Source organism: Paenibacillus sp. MDV22-iso6, assembly GCF_058408365.1.
On sequence record NZ_JBZVDZ010000003.1, the window covers coordinates 297,457 to 321,631 of the forward strand.

The 24,175-nt window shown below is 48.4% G+C and carries 18 protein-coding genes; 10 read left to right on the top strand and 8 right to left on the bottom strand.

The window, feature by feature from the left end; translation table 11 throughout:
* Positions 1–288: 288 nt before the first annotated feature.
* The gene (locus AC4PM4_RS10615) at positions 289–786 is read right to left on the bottom strand and encodes an antibiotic biosynthesis monooxygenase family protein (protein WP_090994860.1); all 498 of its coding nucleotides are present in this window, start codon (positions 784–786) and stop codon (positions 289–291) included.
* Positions 787–1,114: 328 nt separating this feature from the next.
* Here AC4PM4_RS10615 and AC4PM4_RS10620 point away from each other — a divergent pair, with 328 nt between their 5' ends.
* The 3 genes from AC4PM4_RS10620 (at position 1,115) to AC4PM4_RS10630 (ending at position 5,905) form a co-directional block, all read left to right on the top strand.
* Entirely contained in the window at positions 1,115–3,436 is a 2,322-nt protein-coding gene (locus AC4PM4_RS10620; protein ID WP_491613575.1) for a helicase C-terminal domain-containing protein, read from the top strand.
* A gap of 166 nt (positions 3,437–3,602) precedes the next feature.
* Positions 3,603–5,081, top strand: coding sequence for an alpha-amylase (locus AC4PM4_RS10625; protein WP_491613576.1), 1,479 nt, complete (start codon positions 3,603–3,605; stop codon positions 5,079–5,081).
* Positions 5,082–5,290: 209 nt separating this feature from the next.
* The gene (locus AC4PM4_RS10630) at positions 5,291–5,905 is read left to right on the top strand and encodes a hypothetical protein (RefSeq protein WP_269054030.1); all 615 of its coding nucleotides are present in this window, start codon (positions 5,291–5,293) and stop codon (positions 5,903–5,905) included.
* Between the two features lie 87 nt (positions 5,906–5,992).
* Here AC4PM4_RS10630 and AC4PM4_RS10635 read toward each other — a convergent pair whose 3' ends face one another.
* Positions 5,993–6,739, bottom strand: coding sequence for an MBL fold metallo-hydrolase (locus AC4PM4_RS10635; protein WP_491613577.1), 747 nt, complete (start codon positions 6,737–6,739; stop codon positions 5,993–5,995).
* Positions 6,740–6,943: 204 nt separating this feature from the next.
* On the opposite strand from AC4PM4_RS10635, the gene uxaC reads away from it, so the two are divergent.
* The 4 genes from uxaC (at position 6,944) to AC4PM4_RS10655 (ending at position 12,730) form a co-directional block, all read left to right on the top strand.
* A complete protein-coding gene (uxaC, locus tag AC4PM4_RS10640) occupies positions 6,944–8,386 on the top strand; it encodes a glucuronate isomerase (protein ID WP_491613578.1) in 1,443 nt (480 codons plus the stop codon).
* Positions 8,387–8,586: 200 nt separating this feature from the next.
* Positions 8,587–9,129 (top strand): MarR family winged helix-turn-helix transcriptional regulator, encoded by a 543-nt coding sequence (locus AC4PM4_RS10645; RefSeq protein ID WP_063567315.1) that lies wholly within the window; start codon positions 8,587–8,589, stop codon positions 9,127–9,129.
* The gene (locus AC4PM4_RS10650; RefSeq protein WP_072733715.1) at positions 9,126–10,853 is read left to right on the top strand and encodes an ABC transporter ATP-binding protein; all 1,728 of its coding nucleotides are present in this window, start codon (positions 9,126–9,128) and stop codon (positions 10,851–10,853) included. The genes AC4PM4_RS10645 and AC4PM4_RS10650 overlap by 4 nt, the downstream gene beginning before the upstream one ends.
* The gene (locus AC4PM4_RS10655) at positions 10,850–12,730 is read left to right on the top strand and encodes an ABC transporter ATP-binding protein (protein WP_063567313.1); all 1,881 of its coding nucleotides are present in this window, start codon (positions 10,850–10,852) and stop codon (positions 12,728–12,730) included. The genes AC4PM4_RS10650 and AC4PM4_RS10655 overlap by 4 nt, the downstream gene beginning before the upstream one ends.
* Positions 12,731–12,830: 100 nt before the next feature.
* Here AC4PM4_RS10655 and AC4PM4_RS10660 read toward each other — a convergent pair whose 3' ends face one another.
* On the bottom strand, positions 12,831–13,421 hold the full coding sequence (locus tag AC4PM4_RS10660) for a hypothetical protein (RefSeq protein ID WP_063567312.1): 591 nt from the start codon (positions 13,419–13,421) through the stop codon (positions 12,831–12,833).
* 373 nt (positions 13,422–13,794) lie between these two features.
* Between AC4PM4_RS10660 and AC4PM4_RS10665 the strand changes: the two genes are divergently transcribed.
* Positions 13,795–14,922: a serpin family protein gene (locus AC4PM4_RS10665; RefSeq protein WP_491613579.1), complete on the top strand. Its 1,128-nt coding sequence runs from the start codon at positions 13,795–13,797 to the stop codon at positions 14,920–14,922.
* 13 nt (positions 14,923–14,935) lie between these two features.
* Here the strand turns inward: AC4PM4_RS10665 and AC4PM4_RS10670 are convergent, their stop codons facing one another.
* Both AC4PM4_RS10670 and AC4PM4_RS10675 read right to left on the bottom strand, forming a co-directional pair.
* Positions 14,936–15,517: a GNAT family N-acetyltransferase gene (locus AC4PM4_RS10670; protein WP_072733712.1), complete on the bottom strand. Its 582-nt coding sequence runs from the start codon at positions 15,515–15,517 to the stop codon at positions 14,936–14,938.
* Between the two features lie 84 nt (positions 15,518–15,601).
* Positions 15,602–16,225 (bottom strand): TetR/AcrR family transcriptional regulator, encoded by a 624-nt coding sequence (locus tag AC4PM4_RS10675; RefSeq protein WP_064641773.1) that lies wholly within the window; start codon positions 16,223–16,225, stop codon positions 15,602–15,604.
* A 180-nt stretch (positions 16,226–16,405) separates the two neighbouring features.
* Between AC4PM4_RS10675 and AC4PM4_RS10680 the strand changes: the two genes are divergently transcribed.
* Together AC4PM4_RS10680 and AC4PM4_RS10685 are read left to right on the top strand one after the other, a co-directional pair.
* Positions 16,406–18,637 carry an MMPL family transporter gene (locus AC4PM4_RS10680; protein ID WP_063567308.1) on the top strand — a complete coding sequence of 744 codons (2,232 nt, stop codon included), beginning with the start codon at positions 16,406–16,408 and terminating at the stop codon, positions 18,635–18,637.
* Between the two features lie 265 nt (positions 18,638–18,902).
* Positions 18,903–19,868 carry a nucleoside hydrolase gene (locus AC4PM4_RS10685; RefSeq protein ID WP_433922113.1) on the top strand — a complete coding sequence of 322 codons (966 nt, stop codon included), beginning with the start codon at positions 18,903–18,905 and terminating at the stop codon, positions 19,866–19,868.
* Between the two features lie 161 nt (positions 19,869–20,029).
* Here the strand turns inward: AC4PM4_RS10685 and AC4PM4_RS10690 are convergent, their stop codons facing one another.
* The 3 genes from AC4PM4_RS10690 to AC4PM4_RS10700 all read right to left on the bottom strand — a co-directional run bounded on the left by AC4PM4_RS10690 (position 20,030) and on the right by AC4PM4_RS10700 (position 23,935).
* Positions 20,030–21,748 carry a methyl-accepting chemotaxis protein gene (locus AC4PM4_RS10690; protein ID WP_491613580.1) on the bottom strand — a complete coding sequence of 573 codons (1,719 nt, stop codon included), beginning with the start codon at positions 21,746–21,748 and terminating at the stop codon, positions 20,030–20,032.
* Positions 21,749–22,020: 272 nt separating this feature from the next.
* Positions 22,021–22,758, bottom strand: a complete 738-nt coding sequence (locus tag AC4PM4_RS10695) for a DUF3105 domain-containing protein (RefSeq protein ID WP_274568788.1) — start codon at positions 22,756–22,758, stop codon at positions 22,021–22,023.
* 262 nt (positions 22,759–23,020) lie between these two features.
* On the bottom strand, positions 23,021–23,935 hold the full coding sequence (locus AC4PM4_RS10700) for a zinc ribbon domain-containing protein (protein ID WP_090952140.1): 915 nt from the start codon (positions 23,933–23,935) through the stop codon (positions 23,021–23,023).
* Positions 23,936–24,175 lie beyond the last annotated feature (240 nt).

The window sequence follows — 24,175 nt, forward strand, 5'->3', positions numbered from 1 at the left end:
CCGAAGTTTCATTTAACAAGTATTATGCTATCTCATGGTATGTCGTGTCAAAAGCACCGAACTTCTTGGTTGCTCATTTCTTTCAATTATTGGAAAAAGGAGAGAGGAGCTTGGGATCATTCTTGACCTCACGTATACAAAAAACCCCTTCCATTGAAGAAGAGGCGGAAGGGGTTATCATTTTAAAGTACAAATAATTAAATGATGCTTGTCCAAAGTGTGATCACAGTATATCTGTAAACTTGCATACAGATTCTGGAGCACAAAAACAAGTTTGCTCCCGTTCGTTTACTCTATGGTGAATGTCGTGACGAATGAAGGTCTTGGAAACATGGTGGGCTTCTGTGCGGTCAGCCCTTCACTCGTGCTGCGGTTGCGGTGAGCATGGTTATAGGCTTGAGACTGCTGCCAGTTTTTGAAATGATCCTCGGACTGCCAAAGTGTAAGTACGACATACGTATCGTCCTTTAAAGGACGAAGCACACGAATGCCGACAAAGCCGGGTTCATCCTCCACTTTGCGCGCACGGTTCTTGAAACGTTCCTCAAAGTCGTTCCGTCCATCTTCGGTTACCGGTATATTGTTGAGAACGGCATAACCGCCGCCTGTCCAGGAGCCTGCGGCATCGAAGGCTTCGTACGCCGCTACGTTGTCATCGGACTCGATGTTCATCAGACGTTCTGTCGATTCAATGGCCAAACGAACCTGTTCCTCGCTGCGCAAAGTCAGATGCGGATATGCAGCAAGTGCATCCGGAATTGGTGAAGGAACCAAATAGATATACATAGAAGATGCCTCCTTATTTACGTACATTCTATATAAGTTTAACTACACTTTTACACGAGAACGTAGAGGACAGAAATAAGCTGGAGAAGCGAAGCGTTCGCCTTTATCCCCGGATGTTTAACTTTGTGAAAATGAATCAAAAAATCTGGGGATAACAGCGATCGGAAGATTGTTCTGTCATCGGAGTGGCAAGTGTAACTTTATCTAGTTCAACTTATACACCCCAACATAGCATATGGGAAAGGACGAGTCCAATCCGCTGATTGGCTGGTTTGAGCACCGCTTTTCGTGATAAAGTATAGTCACTACAAACAGAACGGGTGATCGCATGACAACCGCAATTCGAATATCAGTCAGGCCTTTGGTGGAATATGTGTACCGCAGTGGCAGCATACGTCCAGGGTTCCGCTCGAATGCATCGATGCAGGAGGGAACCCGGATACACCAGCGAGTGCAGAAGGATTACACAGAAGAGGATTTGAAAGAAGTGGTTCTCGAAGTGGAACTGCAGCATGGAGACTTGACCTACGTGGTGGAGGGACGATGTGACGGGCTGATTCGTCTGGATGGTCAGCTGACGGTGGATGAGATCAAATCAACTGCGGGCAATCTGGACGATCTGGGCGATGGGGCCCCCGTACACTGGGCGCAGGCCATGATGTATGCCTATATGTACGCTGTTCAGCATGATGAACCCCGTATGCAGGTACAGCTTACATACGTGCACACCGTGAATAATGAGGAAAGACGGTTTCGGCGGATGCTGGAACGGCAGGAGCTGGAACAGTTTGCAGCAGAGTTGGTCGCTGGTTACGCGCCATACGCAGAGATGATTGTGGCGTATGAAGAGAAGCGCGATATAAGCGTGCGAGAGCTGCCTTTCCCTTTTCGCAAATACAGAGAGGGACAGCGCAAGCTGGCAGGAGCCGTATACAAGACCATCCGCGAGGGGCAGGGACTGATGGCGAAAGCGCCAACGGGTATTGGCAAAACGATGTCAGTCCTGTTTCCCACGGTCAAGGCCATTGGTGAAGGAGAAGCCAAACGATTGTTCTATCTGACCGCAAGAACGACGACGCGAGTGGCGGCAGAAGAGGCTTTTGCCCGGATGCAGGCGGAAGGATTGAAGATGCATGTGATCAGTCTGACCGCAAAGGACAAGATCTGTTTCAAGGAAGAGGAAGCCTGTGATACGGGACAGTGTGGCATGTGCGAAGGATATTATGACCGTATTAATGGAGCCGTGCTGGATATGCTGGAACATGAGACGTTAATGACACGCCCGGTTATAGAACAGTACGCACGTAAGCATCGGGTATGTCCGTTTGAATTTTCACTGGATGCTGCGTATGCAGCCGATGCGGTGATCTGCGACTATAACTATATTTTCGATCCGCGTATCTCGCTCAAACGAATGCTGGAGGAGCAGAAGCGCAAGACGGTATTACTGGTCGATGAGGCACATAATCTGGTCGATCGGGGCCGAATGATGTTTTCGGCAGAGCTGGAGAAGGCCGTCTTTCTGGATGTCAAAAGGGAATTCCAAACGCTGGGCAGCAGTGTGACCGCGGCTAAAGCCATCGCGGATCGGACGGGAGCCATCGACAAATACCTGATTACGCTTCGCAAAAACGGTGGGGATGAGGGCAAATTGCTGCAACAGGAGGCGCCAGAGGAACTGATTGAACTGCTGGAGCCTTTTGTCATGGTTGCGGAGCAATGCCTTGTTGAAGGCGGTTCGGGAAATGCCGAGACGGATGAATTGCTGCTGGCAGCCTACTTCACCGCACAGAATTTCCTGCGTATTGCCAAGTTGTACGATGAACGCTTCATTACCTATGCGGAATGTGTACGAAGTGAAGTACGAGTGAAGCTGTTCTGCCTGGATCCATCTGTGCTGCTGCGCCAGACTGCCAAAGGGTTCCGCTCTACCATTCATTTCTCTGCGACATTGTCACCTCTTGGTTATTACCGGGATATGCTAGGTGCGGAGGAAGAGGATTATACCTTACGTATTGCTTCGCCTTTCCAGCGGGAGCAGCTGGATGTGAGATTGCTGCCATTATCGATTCGCTATCGGGATCGTGAACGTTCCAGACAGCCAATTGCCAATATGCTGCGCCAATTGGTTGCAGAGTGGCCACATAGCAACCTGCTCGTCTTTTTCCCATCCTATCCTTATATGCGCGAAGTACATGCGACGTATATGGAACAGCCGGGCGAGGCAGAAGTCGTGATGCAGGAGCAGGGCATGAGTGAAGAGGAACGGGAGGCGTTCCTGAACGCGTTCCAGCCACATCCTGAACGAACACGGTTGGTATTTGCCGTTATGGGTGGTGTGTTTTCCGAAGGTGTGGATCTGCCGGGTGATCGTCTGAATGGGGTTGTGGTGGTCGGTGCCGGACTTCCCCAGATCGGTCTGGAGAACAACGTACTCCGCGATTATTATAGTCGGACAGGGCGCAATGGATTCAATTATGCCTATGTTTTCCCCGGCATGAACAAGGTATTGCAGGCAGGTGGAAGGCTGATACGTACGGAAGAGGACAAGGGCGTACTGGTACTGGTCGACGATCGATTCACCGAGGAACCATATCGTTCATTGCTGCCCGAGGAATGGCAGGACTACACACGGATTTCACCCCAATAACGATATATAGCTAAAGATCGATCGCAGACTTTTTCAGCTTTCTTTGCTGTGCATGATTGAAGGATAGGCCGAAAAGGGTATTACTTGGATAGCATACGAACGAACAAGGACGATACAGATACGTGCCGTGGTCCGCTTCGAAAGCAATCAAGGAGGTCGGTTGGGAATGAAGAGAAATCATACGATGATGCAGTTTTTTGAATGGCACCTGGCCGCAGACGGAAACCACTGGAAACGATTGGCCGAAATGGCGCCAGAACTGAAAGCAAAAGGCATTGACTCCGTGTGGGTGCCTCCGGTGACCAAAGCCGTATCTCCCGAGGATACCGGTTACGGCGTATATGACCTGTACGATCTGGGCGAATTTGACCAGAAAGGCAGCGTGCGCACCAAATACGGTACCAAGCAGGAACTGGTGGATGCGATTGCCGAGTGCCAGAAGAATGGTGTTGCCGTCTATGTGGATCTGGTGATGAACCATAAGGCGGGGGCCGATGAGACGGAAGTTTTCAAGGTGATTGAGGTTGATCCCAATGATCGATTGAAGGAAATCTCCAAACCGTTCGAGATTGAGGGCTGGACCAAATTCACATTTCCGGGCCGCGGGGATCAGTACTCCTCTTTCAAATGGAACGCCGAACACTTCAACGGTACCGACTTTGATGCCAAGGAAGAACGGAGCGGTGTGTTCCGCATTGCGGGGGATAACAAGAACTGGAATCAAAATGTCGACGATGAGTTCGGCAATTATGATTACCTGATGTTCGCCAATATCGATTACAATCACCCGGATGTCCGGCAGGAAATGCTCCAATGGGGAAAATGGCTCATCGATACGCTGCAATGCAGCGGTTTTCGACTGGATGCGATCAAACATATCAACCACGAATTCATCAAGGAATTCGCTGCTGAGATGATCCGCAAACGCGGGCAGGACTTCTACATTGTAGGTGAGTTCTGGAACTCCAATCTCGATGCATGCCGTGAATTCCTGGATACGGTGGACTATCAGATTGATCTGTTCGATGTGTCCCTGCATTACAAACTTCATGAAGCCTCTCTGGCTGGGCGGGATTTCGATCTTTCCAAGATTTTTGATGATACCCTGGTGCAGACACATCCAACGCATGCTGTAACGTTTGTCGATAACCATGATTCCCAACCGCATGAAGCGCTGGAATCCTGGGTAGGCGATTGGTTCAAGCCGAGCGCATATGCGCTGACGCTGCTGCGTCGTGACGGTTATCCGGTTGTCTTTTACGGTGATTATTACGGCATTGGTGGTCCCGAACCTGTCGAGGGCAAGAAGGACATTCTCGACATTCTGATGTCAGCCCGTTACGACAAAGCTTATGGAGAGCAGGAAGATTACTTCGATCACGCGAACACGATTGGGTGGGTACGCCGCGGGGTGGACGAAATCGAAGGTTCTGGTTGTGCAGTAGTTATCTCGAATGGTGATGATGGTGAGAAAAGAATGTTTGTTGGCGAACACCGTGCTGGCGAAGTCTGGACCGATCTGACGCACAGCTGTGAGGATAGCATTACTATTGAGAAAGACGGATGGGCCACTTTCCATGTATGTGGTGGGGGCGTCTCCGTGTGGGTTCTTCCGGATCAGGGTGAGGAATCTGATGCTCAATAATACGGTGAGGATCATTGATCAGTGAATCTTCATATATAGACAGTTAAACCATCTGAACTGGTGATCATCTGCCAGGCAGGTGGTTTTTTATGTTAGGTGGAGTGAGTTTATTCGTGTTATCCTTATATGGAATAATAAACCAATATAATGATTACTATTAAAATCGGTTCGTGTTCATCTTAGATAGATCATACCGAGGGGGAAATCGGGTGAGGAAATTAGTACACTTGGGGTTGTGGCTGCTTGTAATGGCGGTCTGTCTGGGGGCTTGCAGTTGGGGAACAAACAAAGGGCCAAGGGGAGAACCAAAGCGAACGGATGATTATACGCTGAATACCGAACGAAGAGATTTGACCCAGCGTTTGCTGAAAAATCCAGATTCCTTTCAGGAGCGTTTGCCAGATGATTATAGCTTGACTGCTACTGTTAGAGTTCATCAAGAATCTGATCTGGACCGCATTATATATGAGATTTCTGTTCAAGAGGCCCGGGTACCGATGGTCAATGTAATACAGTCTTTTACACTTGATCCATCCTTGATGAATAGTATTAACGCCACAGAGCTCCTTAACTCCAATACGGGAAATACGCACGAGACGACTCTGGGCCCTGGAAAAGAACCGTTGGGATTAAGTTTACTCAGAGATTATATTTTGAAGCCCAAAGCGGAGATCCATAGCAATAGCATTAAAACGTATCAGGATATATATATCAAAATTTCCTACGGACCAAATGATCAGCGAACGGAAGATTACATTCATGTGAAAGCCAAACCATCTCCTGAAACTATTGAATATATGAAATCATGGAATGCAGATCAATAGAAAGGCAGCACCCGAAATGCTCCTTCAAAGGAACCTGAATGGATGCCGCCTCTTTATTTTGGTGATACATATAGTTCGAGTTGCGTACTACACTTCCAGTTCAAACGACTCCAGCGTGCCCACCATTCTTAGATCATGTTCTTGGTTGAACTGTGCCCGTTTGTCCGCATCAGCGTATTCATCATGATAATGCATGAGCACAGTTTTCTGTCTCACTTCGGCAGGAAGTTGTTGCAGATCCTTCAGTGAGGTGTGTGATTTGATCACCAGATCATGCATATGACATTCGTGGAAAATGAGCTGTACGTCTGTGGCGGCCTGCTCTACCCGTTCCTGATCGAGCGTGCTGTCTGCGCTATAGTAGAAGTAGGGCTTTGCAAGAAGGCCGTTGCTGACCATACCCGGCACGTGTTGTGTTCGAAAAGTCTCAAACGTTACGCCCCCCAGTTCAAATGTGCCTCCATCCGGTAAAGGTACGATATCATAATAGTCGCTCATCGTACGCTCCCCATCGGTTGTATAACGCATGCCTGGGGATAAAATATTCCATAACGGATCAACCAGTTCTTCGTGGATAAACAGACGTGGCTTGCGGTCGCCCACAATCTGTGAATAATATCCGAGCATCTGTACTCCGTTAATATGATCTTCATGCAGATGGGTGATATACACATTATGAATATCCGTCATGGGATAGCCGTATTCCTTTAATGCTTTTACGTTGGATTCCGGAAAATCAATCACCAGATGTGTATCCCCGAATTCGGCCAGCATACTGTTGTGGTGTTGCTCCACGCTGAACATGTCTCCTGTACCGAGAAATGTTATTTTCATCCATTTCATCTCCTTCTATCATCTTCAGATCAGCATCATTTAGATTAAAACCAGTATACCTCGTTCCAGGAAATATGCCTAAATCAACCTTTTGTGATAACGCTATCATTTTATATTGAACTTTGTGGGCAAACAGTGTAGCGTAAAGATTGGGAAGTAAACCCATATGAACGTAAACTCACCTAAAGGGAGCGTGCGAGGCGAATGAAGTCTTTTCTGGATGAACAATTTTTGCTGCACAATGAAACAGCGATCAAGTTATATGAGGACTATGCGAAGGACATGCCGATTATTGACTATCACTGCCACTTGAGTCCACAGGAGATCTACGAGAATAAAACCTTTGGCAATATTACAGAGGCTTGGTTATACGGTGATCACTACAAATGGCGGCTGATGCGCGCAAACGGGATTGAGGAGCAGTACATTACGGGAGGAGAGGGCGTAACCGATTATGATCGTTTTCTGGCGTACGCCAAAACTGTACCGATGATGATTGGTAACCCGCTGTACGCGTGGTCTCATTTGGAATTACAGCGTTATTTCGGTGTCTATGAAGTGTTGAATGAGACGAGCGCCCCGGCTATCTGGGAAAAAGTAAATGCGAAGCTGAACAGTGACGGATTCGGTGCACGTGATCTCATTACCAAATCCAATGTTACCGTGGTATGCACGACGGATGATCCATGTGATTCCTTGGAATATCACCTGAAGATTCAGGAGATCGAAGGTTTCGATACCGCTGTACTGCCTTCATTCCGTCCGGATAAAGGATTGGAATTGAACCGTGACACCTTCTCGGAATGGGTAGGCAAGCTGTCGCAGGCAGCCGGAACGGCGATTTTCGATTATGACTCATTCCTCTCGGCCCTAGAGTCCCGGGTAGAGTTCTTCCACTCCGTAGGAGGCCGGGTGTCTGACCATGCACTCGATTATGTACCTTACGGCACGGCCACACGTGAGGAAGCAGCAGCGATTTTTGCCAAGGCTATTGCAGGGGAGAAGGTTAGTCGTGAGGAAGAGGACAAGTACAAGACGGTAACACTGACTTTCCTCGGCAAGCTGTACGCAGATCGGGGCTGGGTAATGCAGTTCCATATTAATGCGGCCCGCAACAATAACAGCCGTATGTTCGCCCAGCTTGGCCCGGATACCGGTTATGATTCCGTTAATGATACGCCGCTTTCCTCAGCCATGATCGGATTACTCGATGCGCTGGAGCAGCAGCAGGCACTGCCGAAAACGATCTTGTATTCCTTGAATCCTCGGGACAATGAAGTGCTCGCAGCGATTATCGGCAGCTTCCAGGGCGGCGGCATTCCAGGCAAAATCCAGCTTGGTGCAGCCTGGTGGTTCAACGATACGAAGGACGGCATGCTCGCTCAAATGAAGGCGCTGGCGAATGTAGGTCTAATCAGCCGTTTCGTCGGTATGCTAACCGATTCCCGCAGTTTCCTCTCCTACACACGACATGAGTATTTCCGCCGCCTGGTCTGCAACCTCATCGGTGAATGGGCCGAACAGGGCGAGGTACCACATGATATGGAACTGCTTGGACAGATCGTACAGGGCATCGCCTACAACAATGCGAAGGAGTATTTCCCTTTTGCTTCCGCGCTCAAAACTGTTTCTGCTTCACAGTCCTGATTCTTATATTTTGGTTCAAAACCGTGACTTTAAAGTCACGGTTTTTTGGTGTGCATTTGCTATTTGACATTCAACTTTTGCAGGAATATACTTAGTACACCTAATTAATTGATTGGCTATTTAATTGGAATGCTATTTAATAGATGTCCTATGATGTTGGACGTCTATGGAATGATAATGAAATTAAAGGGGGGACAATAATGACTGGCATAGATCCGGTTGCCCAGAAGCTTTTGTATTCCATTATGCAGTTTAATAAAGGCAAATGGAGGCAACATAAACCACATGGGCGTAATCACAATGAAATTATGGTACTGGGTTGTTTGCTCCACGGCATGCATCCGGGAGAACGATTGAATTGGCAGGATAATCCTCCTAATTTCAATGACACACTACATTCAAATCATCCAGGACTAAAAGTATCGGAAATTAGTGCTTTGTTGCGTGTGAAATCGCCGACGATTACTCCTGTCATTCGAGGGCTTGAAGACGAAGGGCTGGTTGAACGAACCATGGACCCGGAGGATCGTCGCGCAGTCCGCATCACCATTACCGAAGCAGGTCGTGAAATTATTCGGGCGGCACATCAGGAGCGCATGGAGATATTTAATAAGCTCGTTGAGCATCTGGGTGAGGAAGACAGTCTTCAATTAGCGGCATTGTTGACCAAGGTGTACACCTTTTTTGATACAAAGGTTTCCCAACAGATGGATGCGTCCACACAAGGAGATGATAAGCCATGATGAAATTGTTTCGCATGCTTAAGCCTTACCGAGTCCCCATTTTCTTCATACTGGGTCTGGTGCTGTTACAGTCGTTAGCTGAACTGTATTTGCCAACCCTGATGGCGGACATCGTTAATGGCGGCATAATAAAAGGAGATGTTCCATACATCTGGCAGATTGGTGGCTGGATGCTGGTGATTGCGATAGCAGGCACGGCTTGTTCCATCACAGCCAGTTACCTTTCATCCCGCACAGCGGGTGGATTTGCCAAACAGCTGCGCAGCAGAGTATTCCGCCATGTGGAGAACTATTCGCTGCAGGAATTTGATAAATTGGGTACAGCTTCACTAATTACCCGTACCACCAATGATATTACGCAGGTACAGAACGTATTAACGATGATGCTGCGCATGATGGTTATGGCTCCGATGATGTGTATCGGTGGTATCTTCATGGCGGTATCCCAGGATGCCAAATTATCGACCATCTTCCTGGTTGTCTTGCCTGTACTGGCTGGAGCCATTGCACTGATTGGTGCGAAAGGTCTACCTTTGTTCAAACAAATTCAGAAAAAACTCGACCGACTCAATCTGGTCCTGCGTGAGCAACTAACTGGGATTCGCGTGGTTCGTTCCTTTAATCGTGGGGAACATGAACGTGCTCGCTTTAATGGAGCCAATACAGATCTGAGAGACGTTTCCATTAAAGTGAATGTGCTCATGGCAACATTAATGCCTGTTATGATGCTGGTTATGAACTTTTCAATGATTGCCATCCTGTATTTCGGTGGACAGCGTATCGACAGCGGGAATATGAATATTGGTTCATTAATTGCCTTTATTCAGTATGCGATGCAAATCATGTTCTCCCTCATTATGGTTTCCATTATCTTTGTCATGATTCCAAGAGCTTCGGCTTCGGCAGAGCGGATCAACGAAGTATTGGATATGCATCCGGATCTCAGCAACCCAGAGCAGCCTCGTGAGATGAAATCGTTGCAAGGCACGATTGAATTCGATAACGTGACATTCCGTTATCCGGGTGCGGAAAATGCTGCGTTGTCAGGCATTTCATTTACGGCACGCCCGGGTGAGACCACAGCGATTATTGGGGGTACGGGCTCAGGTAAATCCACATTGCTCAGTCTCATTCCACGTTTCTATGATGTAACGGAGGGCAGTGTACGGGTAAATGGAACAGATGTCCGTGAGCTACGGCAGGAAGATCTGCGGGCCAAAATCGGATTTGTACCACAAAAAGCGATTCTTTTCACCGGAACAATTGCGGAGAATATCCGCCACGGGAAGGATGACGCTACGATGGAGGAGATTGTTCGAGCCGCTCAAACGGCCCAGGCAGAGAACTTCATTACGGAGATGAAAGACGGTTACGATAGCGTCATTGCGCAGGGAGGTAACAACGTATCCGGTGGACAGAAGCAGCGTTTGTCCATTGCACGCGCACTGGTTCGCCGTCCGGAAGTATATATTTTTGACGACAGCTTCTCGGCTCTCGATTTCAAAACCGATGCCAAACTTCGTGCTGCCCTGAAGTCCGAAACGACTGAAGCAGCAGTGCTTATTGTGGCTCAGCGCGTAAGTACGGTTATGGATGCAGATCGCATTCTGGTTATGGATGAGGGACGGATTGTCGGTTCGGGAACACATAAAGAGCTGATGGAGCACAATGAAGTATATCGCGAGATTGTATCCTCCCAGCTGACAGAGGAGGAGATCGCATGAGTGAACGTACAGAACGCAAGTCATCTCGTCCCCCTGGCGGGCCGGGTCATCCCGGAGGCGGAATGGGCATGCGGCCTCCCGTGGAGAAAGCGAAGGATTTCAAAGGTACACTGCGACGCTTGATGCGTTATCTTCAGCCCCACAGCTATCGTTTGCTGGGTGTGCTGGTTGCTGCAATTCTAAGTACCGTGTTCAGCATTATCAGCCCAAAGGTTATGGCAGAAGGTACGGATATTCTCAGTAAAGGCGCTATTGCCATCCTTCAGGGTGTACAGGGGGCCGGCATTGATTTTCCTGCCTTGATGAAAGTATTGTATCTGCTTGGGGGACTCTATCTGTTTAGTGCAGCTTTCATGTACATTCAGCAATATCTGATGGCTGGTGTTGCTCAGCGAGTTGTGTATGACATGCGTGAGCAGATCAGTGCCAAGGTTGGACGTCTGCCGCTGAAATATTTTGACTCCCGTACCCACGGGGAAACATTAAGCCGGGCGACGAACGATGTGGACAACATCAGTAATACGCTCCAGCAAAGTTTGGCGCAGTTCATTACGTCTGTAGTCACCATTGTCGGGGTTATCATCATGATGTTGACCATTAGTCCATGGATGACCCTGATAACCATTTTGACACTGCCATTAAGTGTAGTTGTTGTTATTCTGGTGGCATCCCGTTCGCAAAAACACTTTGCAGGCCAGCAGAAATCACTTGGTGAATTGAATGGCCATGTCGAGGAAATGTACACCGGACATAAGGTGGTCAAAGCCTTTGGACGGGAAGAACATTCGGTAGAGCAGTTCGAAAAAGTGAACGAAGAGCTGTATGAATCCGGTTGGAAAGCCCAGTTTATCTCAGGGATTATTATGCCACTGATGACGTTTGTAGGTAACCTTGGTTATGTGCTGATTTGTGTGGTCGGTGGGATCTTTGTTACACGTGGTGCCATCTCCATCGGGGATATCCTTGCATTCACACAGTACTCCCGTCAGTTCACTCAGCCAATTAACCAGATTGCCAACATCTCGAATATCATTCAGTCCACCATCGCTTCGGCGGAGCGGGTATTTGAATTGCTGGATGAAGAGGAAGAGGTTCCAGAATCTTCAAAACCAGTACAATTGCAGTATCCACAGGGTGCCGTTGCATTCCATGGTGTGAATTTTGGATATAAAGCGGATGAGTTACTCATTCAAAATATGAATATTGATGTAAAACCGGGACAGACGGTAGCCATCGTCGGACCGACTGGAGCGGGGAAAACAACGCTGATCAACCTCCTGATGCGTTTCTACGAAATTCAGGACGGCCAAATTACAATTGACGGTGTTAATATCGTGGACATGGAGCGCGGCAAGCTGCGCAGCCTGTTTGGGATGGTGCTTCAGGACACATGGCTGTTCAACGGAACGATTCGTGACAACATCGCCTATGGCCGAGAAGGCGCAACGGAAGAAGAAGTCATCAAGGCAGCCGATGCGGCCCATGCTGATCACTTCATTCGTACTTTGCCTGATGGATATGATACGGTGCTGAATGAAGAAGCATCGAACATTTCACAGGGGCAGAAACAATTGTTGACTATTGCGAGAGCAATTCTGGCGAATCCGGCCATTCTGATTCTCGATGAAGCGACGAGCAGTGTCGATACACGGACCGAAGTGTTCATCCAGAAAGCGATGAATGATCTGATGAAGGATCGCACCAGCTTTGTTATTGCCCACAGATTGTCCACCATTCGCGGAGCCGACCTGATTCTTGTCATGGATCATGGTAACGTGATTGAGCAGGGTAATCATGAGGAACTGATGGAGAAACAAGGCTTCTATGCTGATCTGTACAACAGTCAGTTTACGGAGCAACAGCCACAGGCGATCTGATCCTAGATGGCATTAAAATAATAGCCGGGTTCACCCTTTAGGTGAACCCGGCTATTTGTTTGCTACCGCGGAAAGTCCCACGATATAATTTCTTCTTTCTTTAGTCCTTTTTCGAATCTTCTGGAGCTTTACCTTCGTTGTCGCCGGATGACGTCTTTACCTCCAGCTTTGGATCTTCGTCTGCTTCCTCAAGCGCAGAAGGTGCCGGCTCGCCCGGTAGTAATTCACGCTGCTCGATCATACGTTTCACGACCTCATAACAGTCCTCAACATGTTTGTTGCCGACATACCGCATGGCTGTAAAGCTGAGCGCGGCAGCCAGTCCTTGACCTGCAAAAGGTACAAATTTGGCGACTGATTTGGTGGCTACGCGTACTCCGACCCTTTTTAGCACGACTACTACCAGTTCTTTGGTTACCATACGTCCAATGACTTTACTTCCGATGGACATGACGAATCCGTAGATCATGGATTTGGTCTCAGGGTCCAACCCGTCGAGCTGTTTTTGCGATAATCCGAATTTATTGTTAATGGCAGGCAGTAGCTGCATGAGCATTCCCACATCAGCCAGGACGTCTGTACCTGGAAGAGGAACGAGTGTTGTACCAGCGGAAGCGGTGGCTCTCTTTTTGACCATGGTGCGGCATTCCTTGCGAACTTGCTCTAATTGTTCCAACGTTGCTGGAATCATAGGGAATCCCTCCATTCGTATATGGTATAGATATAACCGTTTTGACTCGTTTTGAATGGTGTTTTCTACATTAGAAATTGGTGACCTTAGCATATGAGTGTAAAGTAACCTTTTTTCTCAACCGTACGTCTAGTAAAAAAAGGGAATCAGTAAATTGCTATGACGGGTATCTGAGTATTACGGATGAGGGGGGATTACGATGCATGCACGGTTAGGAGTACTACTGTTATTATGCTGTATAAGTGGGCTGATCATGACGAGCTGTTCAGCAAAGGGGGACCCGAACAAGATGCAATTCAATTTGAATCAGGAGCTGTCCTAGTCAGAACGAAAAGCTGCTCTGAAAGAGATCGAACCTGAAACAATCCAATCCATGAACACCATGGGACTGCACATCCTTCAACAGATGGGCGCAAAAGAGAAGACTGATGGGAATAATCTGCTCATCTCTCCTTATAGCATTGCGGCAGCGATTGGCATGGCATATAACGGTAGCGTAGGTGAGACTAGGCGAGAGATGGCAAAGGTCATGGGCTGGTCGGAGCTAGAAATGGAGCAAGTGAATGCTTCTCAAGCGGCTTTGCAGCAGTTGTTGACCCATCCGGGAAAAGGCATACAGATCGGTATTGCGAACTCCATGTGGGTGAAGGACGGAATTCCGGTAGAGGAAACGTACCAAACAGCCGTACAGCAAACGTATGAAGCCGAAATCAGGACACTCAATGGACAACCAGCACAAGCAAAGGAAGAGATCAATCAATGGGTGAAGCAGCACACCGAAGGTATGAGTCCAAACTTGATGCAGGAGCCACCTGCAAAGGAAACCCTGATGATTCTGGTGAATGCCATTGCATTTGATGGAAACTGGATGGCTGAGTTTGACCCGGAGTACACGACGGATGATGAGTTTAAGCTGGCAAATGGAAAGGCATTATCTGTGCGGATGATGCATCAGACAAAGCAGTTCCAATACTCGGAGAATGAGGATTGGCAGGCGGTGAGGCTGCCTTACGGAGATGGCCAGATGCATCTGCTTGTCGTTTTACCACGAGAGGGGCGTACGCTGGATGAGGTTCAGCAGCAGTTGCTGGATGACCCAAAACGGCTTGATCGTGGCTCCGAATATAGCCTAGTTGAGCTGTCCTTGCCACGTTTTCGTGCGGAGTATGGCATAAACCTGAAAGAGACGTTGCAGCAGATGGGGATGGAAATGGCCTTTGATCCGTATGCTGCCAATTTCACGGAAATGATGTCTCCCGGGCCGAACTTGCAAGCATACATTGGTCAGGTACTGCATCGTGCCGTGATGGAAGTGAGCGAGCAAGGGACTGTAGCGGCAGCTTCAACGCTGGTAGAGATGCAGGCTGGAAGTGCTCCACCAACTGATCCAATCAAGATGGAGGTTAATCGTCCATTTATGGTTGCTGTAGTGCATAAATCCACTGGAGCATGGTTATTTGCCGGGAACGTAAACCAACCAGATGAGATTCCTTCCCGGTAGCACGTAGTCTTCGTTATCCAAGTATGCTGACATGCCGCTCTCGGAATTCATTCTCCAGCATGCTCATCTGAATGGAATCGTGATATTGATGATTGTAATACAAGGCATCTCGCCGTAAACCTTCACGTTGAAATCCTAGTTTCTCATATGTACGAATCGCACGTTGATTGAAGGCATACACTTCAAGCTCGATTCGGTGCAGATTGCAGATACCGAAGCCGTAGTCCAGCATAAGCAGCAATGCCTCGCTGCCATATCCTTTTCCTTGATGCTCTGTATGATCAATGGCGATTCGGATGTGCGCACTGCGATTTTTGGTATGCATATCCATCAGGGCAATCTCTCCGATGACCTGGTCATTCTCCTGCAAGGCAATCAGCAGCATCAGGCGTGAGTCATCCTGGGCCGCGTTTTCGATGTAACGTTCTACTTGGGTACGGGTGAAGCTGTTTTGTGTTCCAGTAAGTCTGCGCATCTCGGCGTCAAACAATCCGGGGAAATAGGTATCAACGTCAGTCGATTCAAATGGACGCAGATAGATGCGCTTCGTTTCTAACAGACGTGGGATGCGTGCGGATGGTGTTGGTTGGGACATGGTTTATTCCTCCTATGGGTTCAAATCGTCATGCAGGACTGATTGAGCTGGTATCGCCGCATTGGCAAAAGCATGGAGAGATCTTTACGCCTTGTGAGCGGCTCCGTCCAAAAATAAAGCTACCAGCTCATGTGCCAGATCGGCAATCGTAGCATGCATGTCGCGCACGCCTTCGCGGTTTGCCAGCATCAGCAAGGACGTAAACGCATGGGCAAGCAGCATCGGATTGGCAGATCGCAAATAACCGTTGTCCATCTCCCGCTTAAAGTGGGTGGCGAGGACTTCATAGATGCGGACTTCGGCTTCACGGATCTGGGCCAGCTGATCTGCATCCAGATAGGTATTGGCTTCACGCATCATGGTCTCGGTATCGACGTGGGATTGTTGCATCCGTCCTTCCGCAACTTTCTCCAACCGCTCTTGTAATGTACCTGGTGCATCCATACGGAGAGCTGTCTGCTGCATGCCCATAGCCATCATACTGGTGATGGCGACGGTGAATAGCTGCGGTTTGCTGGAAAAATGATAATAGATCGATGCTTTGGTTACGCCGCATAGCGAGGCGATTTGCTGTAGAGAGACGGGCTCATACCCGTATTCCATAAATAGCCGCGAGGCGGTCATTAGTATTTTCGACTGGGCTGATGCCTGATCGGCACCGGCTTTGGGCCTGCCCGGCGAGCGGGGAGGGTTCGTTTTTTTGCTCATGGTTGCATACCTCTTTACTTATTCATGTTGGCTGTACAAAAGTGTTCACAAAATTAGTATTTGCAATATTAACCTTCCGGTATATATAATTAAGTCAATTATACTATGACCCGTGGTTCATTTCTATATTTATCACATAAAAACGGCTTCATAGAACCAAAATAGGGAGATGAAGAGACAATGCAAGAAGGTTCGGGCTACGGCCGCTGGGTTGCCGGCAAACGAAGCAAATGGATTACACTGTTGGTATGGATCATCATCGCGGTTGTTCTTGGTGTGGTGTGGCCTGCTGTTGGTGACCGTGAAACCAATAACGCGCAGGATCTGAGTGATTCCAAGCCCTCGGTGCAGGCGGCAGCAGTTGCCCAGAAAGAATTTCCCGGCGGCGAAGGTGTTCCCGCTCTTATCGTATGGCGTCAAGCCGGCGGGCTGACGGATGAACAGATTAAGAACATTCAGGCGTTAACGGAGCGACTGGATCAAGATCCGGTGGAGCAGCAGCAATCTGTGGTGCCACTATATCAGTTGCCGCCAGAGGCTCTGAAAGGTCAGCTTTCGGAAGACGGAAGCACCTTGGTTATGCCGCTCTTTTTCAATCAGGAAGCTGATTCGTCACAGTTGAAAGAGGGCATTGAAGCGCTGGAGCAGAAAACGAAAGATATTTTTGGCTCCGATCCATTTGATGTTGCCATCGATGATGCCAGCGCACTAAGTGCACGGGTTACAGGTCCGGTGGGGATATCGATTGATGCAAGTGGATTATTCTCATCTGCGGATGTATCTCTGCTGATTGCAACAGTTGTGCTGGTACTCGTGCTGTTGCTGTTGATCTACCGTTCGCCCGTACTGGCGATTATCCCGATTATTGCAGTTGGGTTCGCTTATATGGTTACCAGTCCGATTCTCGGATTTATGGCGGATCAGGGCTGGATTACAGTGGACGCGCAGTCCATCTCTATTATGACGGTGCTGTTGTTCGGCGCAGGAACGGACTATTGTCTGTTCATGATCTCCAGATTCCGTCAAGTTCTCTATCATGAGCCGGATAAAAAGAAAGCACTCTTCCAGGCGATTACCGGATCGTCCGGTGCGATTGCCATGAGTGGATTTACAGTTGTTGCAGCATTGCTTGTACTGCTGTTCGCAGAATATGGTGCCTATCACCGTTTTGCCGTACCATTCAGTTTATCCATCTTCATCATGTTTATTGCGAGCCTGACACTGGTTCCGGCTTTGCTCGCGATCTTCGGTCGAGGTTCATTCTACCCGTTTGTACCGCGTACGCATGATATGGAAGTAGAACGTGCGAAGAAAAAAGGCAAACCAGCGCCTGCTCCGCGTAAAATCAAGGAAAGCTGGATTGGCCGTACAGTAGTAACCAAACCGTGGACAGTACTGGCGATTACACTGGTGTTGTTGGGTGGACTGGCTGCTTTCTCTAGCCAAATTAAATTCACGTATGACTTGCTATCATCCTTCCCGGAGAATGTTGCTTCTCGTGAAGGTTTCAAAGTCATTGGAGAACAGTTCTCGGAAGGTGAACTCGCTCCGGCGAAAGTGATTATCGATACAGAAGGCAGCCAGACAGATCTGAAACAACGCCTGGAATCGCTGGATTACGTAAGCAAGGTAGGTGAAGCGCAGCAGGGTGCTGAGAATGCAAACATCACCGCTTACGATGTGGAATTCAATCTGAATCCATACTCTATGGAGGCGATGCAGCATATCCCGGATCTGCGGGCAACGGCTGAACAGGCATTGAAAGATGCTGGAATAACAAGCGTGGACAGCCATGTCTGGATCGACGGTCAGACGGCTGAGCAGTATGATATCGAAGTCACTGGAGAGCGGGATGCCAGCATCATTATTCCAGTGGTGATCGGAATGATCACATTGCTGCTGCTGTTATACCTGCGTTCCGTCGTAGCGACGGCGTATCTGATCGCGACAGTAGTACTATCCTACTTCTCTGCATTGGGCCTGGGTTGGCTCATTATTCACTATGGATTGGGAGCAGACGCCATTCAGGGAGCGATTCCGCTGTATTCCTTCGTATTCCTTGTGGCGCTGGGTGAGGACTACAACATCTTCATGATCTCAAGCATCTGGCAAAAACGCAAAACGATGCCACTTCGCCAAGCGATCAAGGAAGGTGTGGGTGAAACCGGATCTGTTATTACTTCCGCAGGTCTGATTCTCGCAGGTACGTTTGCCGTGCTGGCAACACTGCCTATACAGGTGCTGGTGCAGTTCGGTATTATCACGGCTGCGGGTGTCTTGCTCGATACGTTCCTTGTTCGACCGTTCATGGTGCCAGCCATTACAACGTTGCTGGGCAAATGGGCTTTCTGGCCAGGCAAGTATGTGCCTGTTGCAGAGAAGGCCAAAGAGAAGCAAAAACAATCCATGTAATAGACGGATAGATTCAGACAAGGACAGTGGGGACCTCAAGCCTACTGTCCTTTTTTTACCATTTTTATATTGGAGTGCAGGTTGATCCGGGTATATGCTGAGATGGAATGGAGGAACTGTAAAATATCCGCAGAAACAAACCTGGTCGCTATTTTCTTTGTACGAGGAAGGTTTACGTGGCCAAGGGTTTTGGGACATAATAGAGGTAACGTCAGCCACAGGCAGACGGACGGGATGAACATCAATGGGACAACCAGGGGGAAGGATGAAAACAAGCATGACGAACCAACTTAATGTGTACTTTAACCATGACGGCGGCGTGGATGACCTCGTATCGCTGTTCATGCTTCTGCAAATGGACAATGTAAATGTAACCGGTGTATCGGTTATTCCGGCAGATGGATATCTAGAGCCAGCTACAGATGCCAGCCGTAAAATTATCGATCGCTTCGGCACATATTCCGTAGAGGTAGCGAAATCCAACTCCAGAGGGAAAAATCCATTTCCTGCGGCGTGGAGATTGCACTCCTTCTATGTAGATGCACTTCCAGTACTGAACGAGTCCGGCAAAATGGAAGCTCCTTTGTCTGCCGTTCCGGCTCACCAGCATCTGATTGAGAAAGTGCGCAACACCGAAGGCAAAACGCTGCTCCTGTTCACAGGACCGCTGACTGACCTCGCGCGTGCACTGGACGAAGCACCAGACATTGAAGAGAAAATTGACAAGCTTGTATGGATGGGTGGAACGTTCGAAAGAGGGAACGTTGAAGAGCCTGAGCATGATGGTACAGCAGAATGGAACGTATTCTGGGACCCGGAAGCGGCTTACCGTGTATGGCAGAGCGGTATCCAGATTGATCTGGTAGCCCTGGAAAGCACAAACAAAGTACCTCTGACACCTGCTGTACGTAACCGTTGGGCTGCAGAGCGCCGCTTTGAAGGCGTTGACTTCCTGGGTAACTGTTACGCAGGATGTCCGCCGCTGGTATACAGTGAAACGAATTCCACGTACTATCTGTGGGATGTGTTGACTACGGCTTCCGTTGGACGTGAGGACATCGTGAAGAAGAAAACGGTGAACTGTATTGTTATTCCGGATGGTCCAAGCCAAGGCCGTACGGTGGAACAAGCAGACGGACGTCCAGTACAACTCGTGTATGATACCGATCCAGAAGCGTTCTTCACATACATGACGGATTTGGGCAAAAAAGCTGCTCCGCAGCGTTATTAATTCAGGCAGCCGCGAGGCCAGCCTCCATTAAAGGTAGAACAATAAAAAGCCGCAGGCAGAGTGAACAGGAATGGGGTAGACCCCATGTTTCCGTTCCCTGCCTTGCGGCTTTTTTGTATTCATCTGGTGGGCTCCCATGGATTGCCCACCTGCAATCCGATTTATATTTTGAATCGGCTTATCAACCCGTTCAATTCACTAGACAACACACGAAGGGATTCCGCGGACGTACTCATCTCATCCATCGATTGAAGCTGCCCGTCAGTTGCAGCCGAAACCTCCTGAATGCTGGAAGAGGACTTGCGCGAGATATGTTCCATATCCTCAACGGAAGCAGATACTTCTTCGGCACTCGCGGAGAGCTGTTCGGAAGCGGCGGACACTTCGTGCAGACGTTCATTCATCGTCTCAATGCCGGAATGAATAGACGTGAATGAACGTCCTGCTTCCTGAACAACAGCAAGACCGGCTTGAACTTCTGAGGTACTGGCCGACATATGCGAAGATAAAACGGCAGTCTGTCTCGTCATTTCTGCGATCAGTTCAGTCACATGCTGGGACGATTGCTCTGATTCTCCCGCAAGCTTCCGAACCTCGGAAGCAACAACGGCGAATCCGCTGCCATGTTCCCCGGCCCGAGCAGCTTCAATGCTTGCATTTAATGCCAGCAGACTGGTCTGAGAAGCGATGCCCTTCATCATGTGGGCTACCGATTCAATTTTGCTGGAGTATTGCGCAAGCTGGGAGGTAGATGCTTCCATCTGGGCGTTGGCCTGATGAATCTTGTCCATGCGGTCGATCGCGGTGTTGATGTTGGTCTGGCCCTGTATCGCGTTATGGGTCGTCTCCTCGGATACATCAGCCACCATGGAAGATGAATTCGCAATATGCTGCATGCTGCGTGTAATTTCCTCCATCGCTACAGTAACTTCCCCCGCGCGTGCAACCTGCTCCGCAGCCCCTTTGGCTGTGTGGTCTGTGTGCTCGGCAATGCGCTGGCTGGCTTCCGCTGTCGCCTGCGAGTGTCTGGATACCCCTTCGGCTGCTTGCAGCAGGGAATCGGAGCTTTTGCGGATGCCTGTCATGACATCTCTTGTATCCGTGACCAGATGTTTGAACTCCGAAGCCAGTTGTCCGACCTCATCCTTCCGTCCAAGCTCGACATCGACGGTCAGATCACCCTTGCCTACCTCAGCAATGATCTTCTTCAGTTTCACCAGAGGACGGGTCAAATAATGAGCAAATCCATAGACCAGCAGCACGCTGAGTAATACGATGGCAAGGGCAGTCCAGATCATGGTCATCCGATTGCGTGTCATTAACTCGTAGACGGCGGTGGAGTCGAGGTCTGCGCCAACCAGACCAAGCAGTTCCCCATTAGCCCCGTGAATTGGTACATAGGCTGTAATCGTTGCGCCGTATTCATCCTGGGTCAGATCGCCCCGGAAAGGTTCGTTTTGTGCAAAGGCTTGCAGCATTCCCGCATAGTGGTTCTCTTCTGGGGACCCGTAGGGAGAGAAATCATCCTCTTCCACATCCGGAGCAGCGCCATCCACCACGTAATAATACGATGCGGCTCCGTTATCTTCACGCTTACCAAGCGTGTATAGATACTTCAATCCATTGGCCTGACGAAGCTGGCTGAGTTGTTCGCGCAATGTATCGTAATACTCGGTTTGATCCTGTCCTGTACTAAGCGGCGCATACAGGGAGGTGTCTATGGATTGTGCTGCTCGTTCGGCAACAGCCTGTGCCTGCATGCCCATCGATTGTTCAACCAGCTGTGCAGATGAGCGATACATGGTAATGCCGAGAACGGCTCCTGCCGCCAGCATCAGACAGGAAAAAAATAAAAAGATACGCATAAACAAACTGTTCATTAGTAGAAATGTTCCCCCTTGATATGTAGGACTATGAATTCTTATATTGAAGTTGGATGATCGTCTTAATGGAACAAGCTTCCTTCTTTGCTAACGTACGTATATGTATTTCATTTCTATTTAAAATATCGGCATGTGCATGATAAAGAATTAGCCCCCGGATCAAGTAGATCCAGGAGCTTATCTTGTTTGAAACGTATAAATGGATATCTCATCTCTTGGACTCCCCATGATTGCAGGAACCATTTGCTGCTGTTACTACAAAGAGGGCATTACATCGTCCCGCCACCCTGGCGGATGGAGGCAGGGATCTTCTCAGGTCCCTGATTAATATATTTATTAATAAAAGTGCCTACTTTGGCATCATCGAATTGGTCCAGCTTCATCGTTTTGGTCCATGCCGTCACGATGACCTCACTGCCCTCGGGGATGTCTTTGTTCGGTACAGCGAGAATACCTGATCCAGCTTTGCGGAACTTGGCAAGGTATTTCAGATGCTCCTTCAGCTCATCACTTGCATTCTCACGGTAATAAATGATGATATCCCCATGCTCTAGATTATGTACTAGATATGGATAGCCGGGGAAATCGGTGTAGAATCCAAATTTGATATCATGCGGGTTATGAGGCCCCGATGTCGGGATGGTCATCTCATATTGAATCGGCTCTTCCGTATGATCGGCTCCGTAGTATTTATCGTCAGTCACTTCGATCGCAGCACCGGCATTCAGATCCGCAACGTCATACTTGGTAAATGCGCCCTGCATGAAGAAAAGAACAAACGCAATGATCGATACCCCCAGTAGTGCATGAGCAGCCAGGCGGATAGATCGGGTTTTCTTTTTAATCACAGCTCGTTCATTCTTCTTCATATGTGCCAGTACAGACTTCTGGGTGCGTGAAGACCAGATATAAGCTGCGATGGAGAGCAATAGAACGACTGCCCCAATGATAAGCCAAAGATAGGATGTCCCTGCCTCGTGCTCCATTTGCATATGATTCATATTCATATCCATTTCCTCTACCCTTCTTAATAAAATAAATGATCACAACAATACACTACATAATGTAGTGTTAATGACAATGGTGCAGATCCGATATAAGCATGGAGTGTTTCTCACCTCATATCCTTACGTAAAAAAGGACATACCTTTTACACTACACATTATAGTGTATGGAACGCAACGAGTGCAATCTGCTGACGTTGAAAACAAAAGAAGACCCTCCTCGCATAAGCAGGGAGAGCCTTCGTAAGAGCTTTTGAACTAGATACTACATACGACCGTATGGAGAAAACATGAAACTAATCAATCCAATGATTGTAGTGCCCAGAAAGCGAGATAGAATAAAAAACAATACAACATTGGCAATCAACACGCTGTACATGCTATCGATGGCTGCCTTCGTACGATTCAGCGGATACTGGAACAGCACCGTGTTAAGAGATACAAAGATAATCAAATACGAGACAACGAGGAAGAAGATAGCGATGGAATACGAGATAACAATAAACAGATTCGCCAGAACGAGCGACGCTACAGCGGGAACTAGTAATGATCCAAACTGGGCAACCAGCGTTTTGGGGCGAAACGTTATTTTCTCAATCTTCAGTATGGCATACATCAATGCGATCGCAACGATCAAGGAAATGGCGGTGAACAATAGCGGTCTGATAAACCCGCCAATGAACAATCCGTCCATATCCATCCGGCCGAATGTAATCAAAAAGTATGTAGAGGATAGGACCGCAATCAGAGCCATCGTGATCCAGCCGTTAAGAGAGTGCTGTTCACCAACGGTTTTCATGGTTTGATAAGGACGAGTGAGCACACTAAGGAAATAGGATAGATACTGTTTGCTTACTTCTTTGGCTTGCTGAAATTTCTCATTTTGTACGATGTTATTCCACTGATTGGTGTTTTTGTCTCCTGAAGATGAAGCGCCCTCTGTGCTGGAAGAGTCGGATACATGTTGTACAGGTCTGGGAGCAGAAGGTGTGTTGGGAGAAATGGGAGCGTGAGAAGGTGTCGTCTGTGTGCTCGACCAACGGGTATATTCAGGTTCGGCAGCAGCGGATTGTTGCTCCTGAGCGGAATTTGCAGTAGGGGAGGAAGGGGCTAGATTAGCGCCGCACCTCTCGCAAAAACTGGCATTTCCATTTTCATGATTACATACTGGGCATTTCATGGCATGAGCCTCCAATTTGATAAATTAAAGTAATCTAGACATTTTGTCTCATTTTAACGGCTGATGACGAAGTTTGTCTATGTTTTCAAGGGAATTAATACCCGGTATTTTCCACCTGAGTATATGATTAAACCGGTCCCCTTATTTTCATATTGACATAAGTATGCGCCGGAATTATGATGTCATTACCGAAATTGATAATCATTATCATTAAATGAACGTTAATCCAAGGGTTTGTAC

What these genes read in the sequence shown, in the direction of transcription:
- AC4PM4_RS10650 (WP_072733715.1), top strand. Translation starts at nt 9,126, where the DNA reads ATGATGAAATTGTTTCGCATGCTTAAGCCTTACCGAGTCCCCATTTTC.
- AC4PM4_RS10615 (WP_090994860.1), bottom strand. Translation starts at nt 786, where the DNA reads ATGTATATCTATTTGGTTCCTTCACCAATTCCGGATGCACTTGCTGCA.
- AC4PM4_RS10660 (WP_063567312.1), bottom strand. Translation starts at nt 13,421, where the DNA reads ATGATTCCAGCAACGTTGGAACAATTAGAGCAAGTTCGCAAGGAATGC.
- AC4PM4_RS10690 (WP_491613580.1), bottom strand. Translation starts at nt 21,748, where the DNA reads ATGAACAGTTTGTTTATGCGTATCTTTTTATTTTTTTCCTGTCTGATG.
- AC4PM4_RS10695 (WP_274568788.1), bottom strand. Translation starts at nt 22,758, where the DNA reads ATGAATATGAATCATATGCAAATGGAGCACGAGGCAGGGACATCCTAT.
- AC4PM4_RS10670 (WP_072733712.1), bottom strand. Translation starts at nt 15,517, where the DNA reads ATGTCCCAACCAACACCATCCGCACGCATCCCACGTCTGTTAGAAACG.
- AC4PM4_RS10685 (WP_433922113.1), top strand. Translation starts at nt 18,903, where the DNA reads ATGAAAACAAGCATGACGAACCAACTTAATGTGTACTTTAACCATGAC.
- uxaC (WP_491613578.1), top strand. Translation starts at nt 6,944, where the DNA reads ATGAAGTCTTTTCTGGATGAACAATTTTTGCTGCACAATGAAACAGCG.
- AC4PM4_RS10665 (WP_491613579.1), top strand. Translation starts at nt 13,795, where the DNA reads ATGAACACCATGGGACTGCACATCCTTCAACAGATGGGCGCAAAAGAG.
- AC4PM4_RS10635 (WP_491613577.1), bottom strand. Translation starts at nt 6,739, where the DNA reads ATGAAAATAACATTTCTCGGTACAGGAGACATGTTCAGCGTGGAGCAA.
- AC4PM4_RS10655 (WP_063567313.1), top strand. Translation starts at nt 10,850, where the DNA reads ATGAGTGAACGTACAGAACGCAAGTCATCTCGTCCCCCTGGCGGGCCG.
- AC4PM4_RS10675 (WP_064641773.1), bottom strand. Translation starts at nt 16,225, where the DNA reads ATGAGCAAAAAAACGAACCCTCCCCGCTCGCCGGGCAGGCCCAAAGCC.
- AC4PM4_RS10680 (WP_063567308.1), top strand. Translation starts at nt 16,406, where the DNA reads ATGCAAGAAGGTTCGGGCTACGGCCGCTGGGTTGCCGGCAAACGAAGC.
- AC4PM4_RS10620 (WP_491613575.1), top strand. Translation starts at nt 1,115, where the DNA reads ATGACAACCGCAATTCGAATATCAGTCAGGCCTTTGGTGGAATATGTG.
- AC4PM4_RS10700 (WP_090952140.1), bottom strand. Translation starts at nt 23,935, where the DNA reads ATGAAATGCCCAGTATGTAATCATGAAAATGGAAATGCCAGTTTTTGC.
- AC4PM4_RS10625 (WP_491613576.1), top strand. Translation starts at nt 3,603, where the DNA reads ATGAAGAGAAATCATACGATGATGCAGTTTTTTGAATGGCACCTGGCC.
- AC4PM4_RS10645 (WP_063567315.1), top strand. Translation starts at nt 8,587, where the DNA reads ATGACTGGCATAGATCCGGTTGCCCAGAAGCTTTTGTATTCCATTATG.